12 protein-coding genes and 1 pseudogene are annotated in these 10555 nt (G+C 74.1%); 6 read left to right on the forward strand and 7 right to left on the reverse strand.

Annotated features, from left to right (window positions below; translation table 11 throughout):
- Window positions 1–15: 15 nt before the first annotated feature.
- The 3 genes from ACYVO2_RS31925 to ACYVO2_RS31935 form a co-directional block, all read right to left on the reverse strand.
- Complete coding sequence (locus ACYVO2_RS31925; RefSeq protein ID WP_461011563.1) at window positions 16–1512, reverse strand: anchored repeat ABC transporter, substrate-binding protein; 1497 nt, start codon at window positions 1510–1512, stop codon at window positions 16–18.
- A 117-nt stretch (window positions 1513–1629) separates the two neighbouring features.
- The gene (locus ACYVO2_RS31930) at window positions 1630–3291 is read right to left on the reverse strand and encodes a choice-of-anchor M domain-containing protein (protein ID WP_461011564.1); all 1662 of its coding nucleotides are present in this window, start codon (window positions 3289–3291) and stop codon (window positions 1630–1632) included.
- 73 nt (window positions 3292–3364) lie between these two features.
- The gene (locus ACYVO2_RS31935) at window positions 3365–4072 is read right to left on the reverse strand and encodes a choice-of-anchor M domain-containing protein (RefSeq protein ID WP_461011565.1); all 708 of its coding nucleotides are present in this window, start codon (window positions 4070–4072) and stop codon (window positions 3365–3367) included.
- 82 nt (window positions 4073–4154) lie between these two features.
- Here ACYVO2_RS31935 and ACYVO2_RS31940 point away from each other — a divergent pair.
- Together ACYVO2_RS31940 and ACYVO2_RS31945 are read left to right on the forward strand one after the other, a co-directional pair.
- Window positions 4155–4715: pseudogene (locus tag ACYVO2_RS31940) on the forward strand (class I tRNA ligase family protein); the annotation flags it as partial.
- A gap of 151 nt (window positions 4716–4866) precedes the next feature.
- Complete coding sequence (locus ACYVO2_RS31945; protein WP_461011574.1) at window positions 4867–5058, forward strand: hypothetical protein; 192 nt, start codon at window positions 4867–4869, stop codon at window positions 5056–5058.
- Between the two features lie 232 nt (window positions 5059–5290).
- Here ACYVO2_RS31945 and ACYVO2_RS31950 read toward each other — a convergent pair whose 3' ends face one another.
- Both ACYVO2_RS31950 and ACYVO2_RS31955 read right to left on the reverse strand, forming a co-directional pair.
- Window positions 5291–5434, reverse strand: a complete 144-nt coding sequence (locus ACYVO2_RS31950; RefSeq protein ID WP_461011566.1) for a hypothetical protein — start codon at window positions 5432–5434, stop codon at window positions 5291–5293.
- Window positions 5435–5710: 276 nt separating this feature from the next.
- Complete coding sequence (locus ACYVO2_RS31955; RefSeq protein WP_461011567.1) at window positions 5711–6058, reverse strand: hypothetical protein; 348 nt, start codon at window positions 6056–6058, stop codon at window positions 5711–5713.
- Window positions 6059–6241: 183 nt separating this feature from the next.
- Here ACYVO2_RS31955 and ACYVO2_RS31960 point away from each other — a divergent pair, with 183 nt between their 5' ends.
- Entirely contained in the window at window positions 6242–6367 is a 126-nt protein-coding gene (locus ACYVO2_RS31960; RefSeq protein ID WP_461011568.1) for a hypothetical protein, read from the forward strand.
- A 111-nt stretch (window positions 6368–6478) separates the two neighbouring features.
- Here ACYVO2_RS31960 and ACYVO2_RS31965 read toward each other — a convergent pair whose 3' ends face one another.
- On the reverse strand, window positions 6479–7348 hold the full coding sequence (locus ACYVO2_RS31965; RefSeq protein ID WP_461011569.1) for a helix-turn-helix transcriptional regulator: 870 nt from the start codon (window positions 7346–7348) through the stop codon (window positions 6479–6481).
- 280 nt (window positions 7349–7628) lie between these two features.
- Here ACYVO2_RS31965 and ACYVO2_RS31970 point away from each other — a divergent pair, with 280 nt between their 5' ends.
- Entirely contained in the window at window positions 7629–8096 is a 468-nt protein-coding gene (locus ACYVO2_RS31970) for a YybH family protein (RefSeq protein ID WP_461011570.1), read from the forward strand.
- Between the two features lie 163 nt (window positions 8097–8259).
- On the forward strand, window positions 8260–9465 hold the full coding sequence (locus tag ACYVO2_RS31975; RefSeq protein ID WP_461011571.1) for a hypothetical protein: 1206 nt from the start codon (window positions 8260–8262) through the stop codon (window positions 9463–9465).
- Window positions 9466–9689: 224 nt separating this feature from the next.
- On the opposite strand, the gene ACYVO2_RS31980 is transcribed toward ACYVO2_RS31975, so the two are convergent.
- The gene (locus tag ACYVO2_RS31980; RefSeq protein ID WP_461011572.1) at window positions 9690–10097 is read right to left on the reverse strand and encodes a hypothetical protein; all 408 of its coding nucleotides are present in this window, start codon (window positions 10095–10097) and stop codon (window positions 9690–9692) included.
- Between the two features lie 282 nt (window positions 10098–10379).
- Here ACYVO2_RS31980 and ACYVO2_RS31985 point away from each other — a divergent pair.
- The coding region (locus ACYVO2_RS31985; RefSeq protein WP_461011351.1) for an ATP-binding cassette domain-containing protein at window positions 10380–10555 on the forward strand (176 nt) is incomplete at its 3' end.

Genomic DNA, 10555 nt, shown 5'->3' on the forward strand with positions numbered 1-10555 from the left:
GTCGGTGCACGGGCCTCAGCCCGCCAGGCACTTCGCGAGCTCGTTCGCGTTGTGCCGCATCATCGAGACGTAGTCGTGGATCTTGTCGTCGAAGGAGTCGCCGTAGATCGTGCAGACCCGCACGCCCTGGTCCTCGGCGACGCGGCGCAGCACGTCGGCGCGGGCGGCCAGGTTGGGTTCCAGGAAGACGGCGGGCACCCGCTTTTCCCGGATGGTCTCGCCGAGCCGTTTGACCTCGGCGGCGCTCGGCTCCTGGCTCGGCACGGGGACCACGAAGCCGGCGATCTCCATGCCGTACGCCTCCGCGAGATAGCCGAAGGCGTCGTGCGTGGTGATCAGCTTCCGGTTGGCCTCGGGAATCGCGGCGAGCTTCCGTGCGACCTCCTGGTCGAGGGCGCCGAGCGTCTTCAGGTAGGCGGCGGCGTTCTTCCGGTAGGTCGCCCGGCCCTCGGGGTCCGCCTTGCCGAGCTCGGCCTCGATGCGCCGGACGTACGCCTCGGCGTTGGCGACGTCCTCCCAGGCGTGCGGGTCCATCTCGCCGTGGACGTGCTTGCCGATGACGGCCTGCGGCAGCACCCACAGGTCGTCGCCGGGCTCGCCGAGGAAGCGGTAGGCGTCCTCCTTCGGGACCGCCTCCCTCGCCTTGTCGGGCACGGACAGCACGACGGCGCCGGCCGCGTGGTACGCCCGCTCGCCGGTCTCCGGGTGGTCGGTGCGCACGGACACCTCGCGCTTCGCGGCGTTCAGCGTCACGTCGGCGTGGCCGGTGCCGAGGAGGGTGCGGCCCTGCGCGCCCCGGTCGCCCGTGCCGCCCACCGCGAAGGTGACGGTGCCGGTGCCGGCGCCCGCCCGCCGGCCATCGAGGGTCTCGGTCTCCCCCTTGACGGTCAGCTCGTAGGTGCCGGGTTCGGTGAACGCCCAGTTGACGTGGGTGTGCGCCTCGGGCGGCAGGGTGAAGGAGTCCTCGGCGCCGAAGCCGTCCGCGGAGTCGATGTAGCTCTTCGGCCTGCCGAGGGTGTCCGTCAGGTACACGTGCAGGTCGCCCGGGCCCTTCAGCCCGGTCGCGGTGACCCGCACCTGTGAGCCCTCGCCCGCGACCTCCCCCTCGACGGCCCAGCCCAGCCACAGCACGTCGAGCCCAAGGTCCTCCCGGAGCTTGATGACCGTGCCGCCGTACTCCTCCAGCGTCTCGCTGAGGGCGACCTTCGGCGTGCCCTCAGGGGTGTTGCGGTGGACCATCTTCATGATCCCGGGCTCCTCGAGCAGCAGCCCGTTGCTGAAGACGATGTCCGACCTGTGCACCCTCGCGGCGTCCCCTGGGCTGGGCTCGTAGGAGTGCGGGTCACCGTGGTGCGGGACGATCGGCGTCGCCTTGACCCGGTCGCCGCCGACCTGCTCGACGAGGTCGGCGAGGATCGCGGTGGTGGTGGACACCTTCAGCGCGCCGCCGCCGGAGTCCCCGGCCCCGCCGCTGCACGCGGCGAGGAGGGCTCCGGCGAGGGCGGCGCCCACCGCGGCCCTGCCACGCCGGTGTCGGCGCCTTGGCCCGAAGTCTGTCACTGGGTCAACCTTCTTTCCGAGGAGGCCGCTGCGGGACGGGGGGTGTGACCGCCCCGTCGCGCAGCGGGGTCAGACGGCGCCGGTCGTGCCGCCGGTGCGCCTGCGGCGCGCGGCCACCACGGCGGCGACCCCGACGGCGACGGCCGCGGCGCCCGCGGCCAGGGGCACGGCCGCCCCCGTACCGGTGGCGGCCAAGCCGCCGTTCGGCGACGCACCACCTGCGCCGCCGGAGGAGGCCGGTCCGGATCCGGGCGGTGGAGCCGGGGCGCCACCGCTCGGAGACGCGCCGGGCGGGCCCGTCCGGGTGGGCACGGCGGTCGGTGCGGCGCTGCTCGGGGGAGGCGGCGCGGGGCCGCCCGACCCGGTCGGGGTGGCGGAGGCCGTCGGGGTGGCGGACGGCTCCCCGCCGCCGCCCTCACCCGGGAGGACCGTCGCGGGGTCGACCTCCCCGACCGCGACCGCCACCGTCCCGGCGTCGCTCACCTCCTCCCCCGACGCGAGCGTGGCGCGCACGGTGAGCGTCATCCGGTACACGCCCTCCTCGGTGAACACCCAGGTGGCGTGGGCGTGCCGGTTCGCCCCGAACGGGTACCGGTCGGGGAGGCCGTCGGCGCTGTTGAACTGGGTGAAGACGCCGCCCGTCGATCCCCCCTGGTAGACCGCGACATGCCCCGGCCCGCGCAGGGCGGACAGCTCGTACGACAACTCGGTGACCTCGGTCCTCCCCAGCTCCGTGGATCCGAAGCCCAGCCACAGCAGCCCGTTGGCCTGGGCCTGCGGCAGCACCCACACCGTGTCACCCGGCTCGCCGATGAACCCGAGCCCCTCCCCGAGCCTGCGCTTGGCGCGCGACTTGACGTGCAGGACCGTCTTCTCCGGCTCGTGCACCGTGAAGTCGGCGCTGGAGCCCTCCTTCAACTGGAACCGCAGCCGCCCGTCGGGCATGCGGGCCGCCAGGTCCACATGCCCCTCGCCGATCACCGGCGCGGCCGGGGAGGGCGGGGCGGACGACGGGGGCGGGCTCGACGGGGCCGCGGACCCGTCCCCGGGCGCGACCTGCCCGGGATCCACGTCGCCCACGGCGACCGCCACCGTCTCGGTGTCCGTGCCGGGCGTCCCGTCGACGGTCGCGCTCACCTCGAAAGTGATCCGGTAGACGCCCTTCGCCAGGAACCCCCACATCGGGGCGAACCGTTCCCCGTCCGCACCGGTGCGCGGAAGGGTGAACGACTGGTGCTCCGGCAGCCGCTGCACCAGGTAGGGGACCGCGGCCTCCGCCCCGTTGGCGTAGTCCCAGTCGAACATGGCGAACTGCCCCGGCCCCTGGACGCCCTTCAGGCGCACTTGGGCCCCCCCGCCCGAGCCGTCGGGCAGCCCGGCCGTGGACCACCCGGGGTCCAGGTCGAACCGCAGGTCGGACTCCACCCCGTTGAGCAGCCAGATCGGCTCCCCCGGCGTGGCCGTGAACATCTCGACCGCGTCCACCATGGGGCTCTCGACGGTGGACTCGGTCTCCGGCTTGGCGTGCAGCACCACCCGCGAGGGCTCCCGCCACACCGGCCCGTCCGGGCCCGTGCGGTCTTCGATCCGCAGTTGGAGCCGCCCGTCCACGACCCGGGGAGCGAAGTCGATCTCCCCCTCGTCCAGCACGGCGGCCGCGGGGGCGGCGCCGGCGTCACCGCCGCCCACCGTCACGGCGCCGAACGCGCCGACCAGTGCGACGGCGCTCACAGTGGCGACGGCCCCCGCTCGCGGGAGCCGTCGCCCATCGGTCGCTCTCACCGTCCGCGCCCTGGTTCCCCGCCTAGTTCCGGACGGTGAAGACGTACGACTCGGTGTGGGACGGCGTGGTGCCGTTCGAGGTCAGGGTGCCGCTGACCCGGAAGGTGAGCCGGTAGGTGCCGGCCTGCTCGAACGCCCAGTTGTAGTGGAAGTGGCCGCCGACGGCGAAGCTGCGGGCGTCGGCGGAGCCGAGGCCGTTCCCGCCGTCGTAGTACTTGGTGACCGTGCCCGAGCCGGAGACCCCGTACACGCTGAACTCGGCGGTGCTGTCCTCGTAGGTGCCGTCGCCCGCGGCGTCGTACTGGGCGCCGGTCAGGGTGTAGGTCACGCGGTTGTTGGTGAGGACACCTGTGGCCAGGTGTTCGGTGGAGATCCCGGGCCAGATGACGTTCCTCGACGTGGCGGTGGCCTCGCTCTGCGGCAGCACCCACACGGTGGAGCCCGCCGCGCCCAGGAAGTCGTAAACGGTGCCGGAGGGGCGCGTGGTCCTGGCGGCCGGCTTGACGTCGAGGACGACGTCGGCCGGGTCGTACTCGACGTCCGGGGTGGCCGACTCGTCGTGGACGTGCAGGTGGAAACCACCGTCGAACTCGGCGTCGAGGACATCGACGTGGCCGCTGCCGATCGTGGCCGCCGCGGCGGCCGGGGAGGCCGCGAGTCCGGTGAGGGCGACGGCGGCGGCGAGGGAACCGGAGACGGTCAGAGCGCGGGCGCGGCTGAAGGCACGCAAGAGAGATCCCCCATCGTGGACGTGCGCGTGTCGATACGCGCACCATTAAAGATGATGATATTCATTTTCAATAAGTCCCGCAATGGTTCTCCGGGCAGGGGCGGTCGGGGGACGGGGCGGGGCCGGAGGCGTCCGGCCCGGCGGTGGAGTGGCGACGGCAAGGGCAGGCGGGCGCGGGCCAGGCGGGCCGGCCGGGCCGGCTCGGCCGCGCGGGAACGACGCCGAGAACGGCCCGGCAGGCCCCCAGCCGGGGCGGCGGGCGATCGACGTCAGCGGTCGAGGTCGAGAACGGGCACGCCCCGTCCCTCGTACGCCTTTTCCCCAGGACCCGCCTGCTGCCCTACTGCGTCCTCTGCGACCGCTGGCTGCACGGGCGCATGTCACAGGGGCCTGCCCGCACTGCGGCACCCGAGGCCACGGGGACCTGTGCCACAAGTGCTCCCGGCCGGGCGACGACCTGCTGGATCCGGTGTGCGCCCGGTGCGGCGCGCCGGGCCGGCCGCGGCGCGGCCGCCGCCTCTACCTGGCCCTGGAGCCGTTGCGCCAGATGCTCGCCGACCACTGGCGTTCGGCGGCGCTAGCGCCGCGGCTCGCGGTGCTGTGCGAGGGCCTTCTCGAGGAAGGGCTGCCGGACGTGGCCGTCGGGCACCCGGGGAGCTGGGAAGTGCCGGTCCCCGTGGAGGGGTTCTCCGGGCACCGTGTGGACGCCCGCTTCGAGGCGGCGGCGATGCACCTGTTCGCCGTCGGCCACGACAACGTCTGGAACGGCTGGCTCGCCGCGGCGGCTGCACCGGATGGCGGAGGAGCTGCGCGAGGCCTACGGGCCCGAGGCGTTCGCCCCCCGCCGTGCCGTCGCCCTGCTGGACGAGGTGGTGCGCTGCACCGCGGACTTCGGGCACGTCAACCGCTTCGAGCGGCGCAGGCCCGCGGGCGCCCGGCAGCACCTGCCGCCGCTCGCCCCCAGTTGGCGGTGGCAGCCGCGCTGACCTCCTGGGAGTGGCCCGTCATGCCCGAGGGCGCGGAGCGGCTGGCGGCGGCGCTGCGGAGCAGGCCGGGCGGCCCGGTGCTGCCGGAGTCCCTGGCCCCGCCCGTTGCCGGGAGCCGTGTGGCACCCCCGGCTGGGCCCGTCTTCGGGTTCTGAACGGCTGTCAGTGCCCGTCGCCAGGCCAAGGCACGGATGCGCGGGAACGGGTCTGTCCGGATCAGCCCATGTCGGCGTCAGTCCAGCCAGCCCAGACGGGTGGCCCGCACTCCAGCCTCGAAGCGGCTGGAGGCGCCCAGCTCCTGCATCGGCTCGAAGATCCTCTTGCTGACCGTGCGCAGGGAGACCCCGACGCTGCGGGCCACCTTCTCGTCCTTCATGCCCGAGGCGAGCATGCGCAGGGCGGCGGACCGGTCCTGTTCCCCGTACGGTGCCGCCGAGTGCCATCGCGATCTGGCGCCGGTCGCGGCTCAGCGCCCGCTCGGGGATCTCCCTGCCGCGCACGATCGGATGCATCGAACGCAGTGTGTGCCGCACGGCGTTCGTGATGTCCTCCAGCACCTGCTGGATGCGGCGGTGGTCACGCAGGATCTCCACTTCGGCGCCCGCCGCCCGCTCGGGCGGCCCCGCGTGGAGGAAGCTCTCCGCCAGCGCCGTCAGCCTGCTGTGCACGTCCAGGTGGTCGCGCAGTCGGCTGCGCTCCTCCTCCAGCAGCCGCACAGCGCGATCTCGGGCGTGACGACGGTGACCGCGTCGCTCTCCGCCTCCGACGCCCCGCCCGCCTCCAGTTCGAGGCGGTTGTCGTGGGCGCGCCCCGTCGGGATGACGAGTCCGAGACCGACCAGCTCCGCACGGCAGCGGTCCAGCTCGTCGTCCGTCAGCCCCAGCTCCGCGGCGACCGCCGGCAGGCTCGACGCCTCACGTGCGCGCAGCTCCCGGTAGAGGACGAGTGCCAGATCGGAGGACCGCCCTCCGACCGTGCCGCCGCCGTTGCCGCTGACCACCGTGGAGTGAGCCCTCTTCGAACGGTTCTTCTCGCGCCGTCGCACACGGGCCGACCGGGCGGAGCCTCCCGGCTCCGACACCGCGCCGACGCCCGCCCCGCGCAATACATATACCCGGTAAGGGTATAACCGTGCCATGTTCTCTTTCGGCAGGGAGATCGCTGCCTGCGAGATCAGGACCCCGTGCACGAAGCTCTGCCGAGGGGCCCGGGCACAGGCGAGGCCGTCCTGGTGGGCCGGGTGTTCGGCCTGTGCCTGCGCCTCGGCCTGCGGCTGAACGCGGAGTGCTCCGCACGCGCGGGCGGATGAACGGCCTCCGGCCCGGACGGTTGATCCGCCCGGGCCCGGAGTGCTCGGTGCCGGGCCGCTCGCACGAGCCGGGCGATGGCCTGGAACGCCGCGTCGCGGGGTTTCCGGTGCTCAGCCTGTCGGGCGCCGCCCCAGTGGTACGGGCGGTGCGGCGGGCAGGTCGGCGGCCATCGTGCCGAGGAGCGCCAGGGCCTGCTGGGAGGCGCTGCCGGGCTCGGCCTGGTAGACGACGAGTTGCTGGTCCGCCGCGCTGTCGACGGTGAAGGAGTCGTAGGTGAGGGTCAGCTCACCGACGTGGTGGTGGTTGAAGGACTTGGCCTCGTGGGCCTTGCCCCGCACATCGTGCCGGGCCCACAGGGTGCGGAACTCCGGGCTCCGCAGGGACAGCTCGCCGACCGGTTCGGTGAGCCGGGGATCGCTCGCCGGGTCTCCGCCGCCCGCGCGCAGGGCCGCGTGCGAGGACCTGGCGACCCGCTCCCAATCGGGGTAGAAGTTTCGGGCGGCCGGGTCCAGGAAGACGAACCGGACCAGGTTGGTCTCGCCCCGTTCCAGCATGACGGCGAAGAGGGCGCGGCCGAGGCGGTTGCCGGCCAGCACCTCCAGCCGGCGGTCGAGGACCAGCGCGGGTGTGTGCAGCCAGTTGTCCATCAGCCGCAGCAGGCTCGGTCCGACGGGCGCGCCGCCGCCGCGCCGGACGGGGCCACGGGCCGTGCGTGCCAGTCGGTGCAGGTGTGCCGTCTCCTCGGCGTTCAGTCCGAGGGCGCGGGCGAGGGCGTGCACCACCTGGGCGGAGGGGTGCCGCTCCCGTCCCTGTTCCAGCCGGGTGTAGTAGTCGGTGCTGACTCCGGACGACTGGGCGACCTCCTCCCGGCGCAGGCCCGGCGTCCGGCGCCGGCCCGAGGAGGGCAGCCCGGCGCCGGCCGGGCTGATCAGCTCCCGGCGGGCACGGAGGAACTCACCCAGGGGGTTGCCGCTGTCCATGCCGCCACGATAGGCGCGCACCTGCTCGGTCTGCCTGGGTGTGGCGCACCCTGGACACGCCCGCCCGGTCGGCCCGCGGCCCTGCGGGAGGGCACCTCCGACGAACCCGCGCGCCTCGCTGGGCCCTCGCGGGGTGCGGGTGCGGTCCGTGGACGCGGCGTTCGCCGTCACCGAGCTCGGCTGAGGACGGCGCGGACGGGGCGGGCGGCGGGGGCGCCCCACGGATGGGTGGGGGTGACGGACCCTGCCTGGGTCCCGTCCCCGGCCGTAGCGTCGAGACATGACCGATGAACAGGTGATCGCGGACCTGCACACCCGGTGGGTGTTCGGGTGGGAGCGCGACGAGGGGGACGCGCCGTTCGACTTCCGGCGCGCCTTCGGCGAGTTCTACGACTTCCACTCCTCGGACGTCCGCTTCTACGACGACTTCGACCCCGAGCAGCGTGTGGCCACGACAGCCGCCGAGTACGGCTCGATCTGGGAGCCCCACTTCCACGCGATGGTCTCCGCGCACCACGCCGTGGACGACGGCCCGCACGTCATCGCCGGCCACGACCTGGCCGCGTCCACCCTGACGTTCGTGGCGCGGATCACCGTGCCCGACGGCGCCACGGACATCCGCACCACGACCTCACTGGTCTGGCGCCGCACACCGGACGGCTGGCGGATCGTCCGCGAACACAACTCGACCAAGGTGCTGCCCGCGGGACACCTCGACGGCGTGCTGCCGGCGCACCGGGCTCCCTGATCCGGGGCGCGGGGGCCACCGATCGCCCGATCACCCGGTGCGGCGCAGCGGTCGGATCGCCCGGGACCCGGATCAGGGAACGGTGGCTGTGACGTGGGAGCGGGTTCGGGGCGTCGTTCGGTTGGGGGAACGGATGGTCCGTTCCAGGAACGAGGACGATGTCATGCGTGTGCTCGCCCGCGGCGCCGGCGTGGTGGCCGCCGCCGCTTTGCTGTTCGCCGGGACGGTGCTGCCCGCCCACGCCGGGACCGGGACCGGGGCGGAGGCCCGCGGGCCCGTCGGCTGGTCGGAGACCGAGCTCGCCCCCGGGCAGGAGTTCCTCCCCTACGGGGGGATCGCCCGGCCGGACCGCCACACCACCTGGGTCGCGGGCTCGGTCCTGCACGACGACGGCTTCACCCCCAAGCTCGTGGCGCGCGATGCCCGCACGGGCGGCGCCTGGCGCGACGTGCCGCTGCCGGCGCTCCCGGCACAGGCCAGTGCGCAGCTCAACGACCTCGACGCCGCCTCGGCCACGGCCGCCTTCGTGGTCGGCGAGTACGACCGCGTCCTGGGCGGATACCTCACCGAACGCTGGGACGGCACCTCCTGGCAGGTGGCCGTCGCACCCGCGCCCGACGGCATCGTCGGCGGTTCCCTGCTCGATGTGGAGGTGATCGCCCCCGACGACGCGTGGGCGGTCGGGTTCTCCCAGGTCGACACCGGCACCCCGGACGACCTGTTCGACACCGTGATCCGCCACTGGGACGGCACGTCGTGGCAGGTCGTCGACGTCCCGCAGGTCCCGGGCGGCACGGCGCTGTTCTCGCTGACCGCCGTCTCCGCCACCGAGCTGTGGGCGGTCGGCCGCACATGGGACGACCTCCAGGCGACGATGATGCGCTACGACGGCACCTCCTGGACCGTGGTCGACCTGCCCCCGCACGGCGGCGTCAACAACGAGCTGCGGGCGGTGGCCGCCCGCGACTCCGGTGACATCTGGGCGGTCGGCGGCTCCCGGGACGAGCAGGGCGGCACCCGGGCACTGGCGCTGCACTTCGACGGCACCACGTGGACCGAGAAGCCCTTGCCGGCCGGAACCGACGTCCTCGACCAGGTGGCGCTCACCCCGGACGGGATCGCGGTCACCGGCAACGGCGACACCGCCCCGTTCGGTCTGCGCCTGGACCGCGGCCGGTGGAAGCCGCTGGGCCTGCCGGCGGACAGCGCCCTGAGCGTGAACGGCCTCCATGTCGAGGCCGGCCGGGTCACCGTCGTCGGCGTCCGCTCCGGCGACACCCTGTCCGGGGTCACCCTGACCAGCAGGCTGTGGCGCCGGGCCCCCTCCCCCGCACCGGTACGTCCTCCTTCTCCGGCCCTCGCCCCGTGACAGCGCATGCCGTGCCGCGTGCACGAGGTGTCGTGTTCGGCCGCTTCCGGTCCGCATCGCTGGTCGTCCGCGATCGCGGGGCCGGGGCCAGGTCGGCCGGGACGCCCGAGAACCCGTCCCCGGGCCTCGGTTCCGGAGGTCCGGGGACGGGTTCTCACCGGCCTCCCGCGGCCGCCGGCCGCCGGCCGCGGGAGGCCGGGTGGGCGGTCCCGGTCCTCATGCCGTCATGCGGCGTCGAGGGCGGCGGTGATCTTGCGGGCCATCTCGGCCATGGCGGGGCCGGGCTCGCCGCCGTGGGCCCGGCCGGCCGCCTGGAGGGCGATCAGGACGGTGTCGCGGAAGTTGTCGGCCTCGGCCGGGGACTGCTCCCTGAGCAGGGCCATCGCCGCCGTCAGGGCCGGCAGCACCCGGTCGGCGAGGCCGGCGGTGGACCTGCCGTCCAGCTTCAGGCCCTTCACCTTCCCGGCGAGCGCGTGCCCGACCGGTCCGGTCGCGGAGGACAGGGCGATGCTGCCGTGGGTGGCCACCCTGTGGGGGGAGCCGGCGGCACCGGCGGCGGCCATCAGCGAGACGGCGCCGTACGCGGCGGTGTGCAGGGTGAGCCTGTCCTGGGCGGTGAGGGTGAGGGACACGGCGGTGGGCTCCTTCGGATCGGTCGCGGCCCCCGGCGGGGCCGCGTCGTCTTCGTTGTGGCACTCAGCCTGCACCCGCCCGCTTTCACGGCGCTCTCAGCACGATGTCAACCGCGCTCCCGGCGGACCCACGGGCGACGCGGGCCGGGTGAGCGCGAAGAGTGCGACACGTTGTCGCGGACTACGCTCTGACCGGCGCGTTTCATCGCGGCTCCGGTCGGCGGTGGCCGTTGACAACGGGCTGAAATGTCGTTGCACGCGGCGCCGCGCACACTCCGGGGCATGACGACACCGACCTCACCCCCACTCGCCATCGCGGCCACCGGGCTGCGGAAGTCCTACGGGGACAAGCCGGTCCTGGACGGCATCGACCTGGCGGTGCCGGCCGGCACCGTCCTCGCCCTCCTCGGCCCGAACGGCGCCGGCAAGACCACCACCGTCAAGATCCTCTCCACCCT

This window comes from Streptomyces capparidis (assembly GCF_054782095.1).

What these genes read in the sequence shown, in the direction of transcription:
- ACYVO2_RS31970 (WP_461011570.1), top strand. Translation starts at nt 7,629, where the DNA reads ATGACCGATGAACAGGTGATCGCGGACCTGCACACCCGGTGGGTGTTC.
- ACYVO2_RS31950 (WP_461011566.1), bottom strand. Translation starts at nt 5,434, where the DNA reads ATGAAGGACGAGAAGGTGGCCCGCAGCGTCGGGGTCTCCCTGCGCACG.
- ACYVO2_RS31945 (WP_461011574.1), top strand. Translation starts at nt 4,867, where the DNA reads ATGGCGGAGGAGCTGCGCGAGGCCTACGGGCCCGAGGCGTTCGCCCCC.
- ACYVO2_RS31965 (WP_461011569.1), bottom strand. Translation starts at nt 7,348, where the DNA reads ATGGACAGCGGCAACCCCCTGGGTGAGTTCCTCCGTGCCCGCCGGGAG.
- ACYVO2_RS31975 (WP_461011571.1), top strand. Translation starts at nt 8,260, where the DNA reads ATGCGTGTGCTCGCCCGCGGCGCCGGCGTGGTGGCCGCCGCCGCTTTG.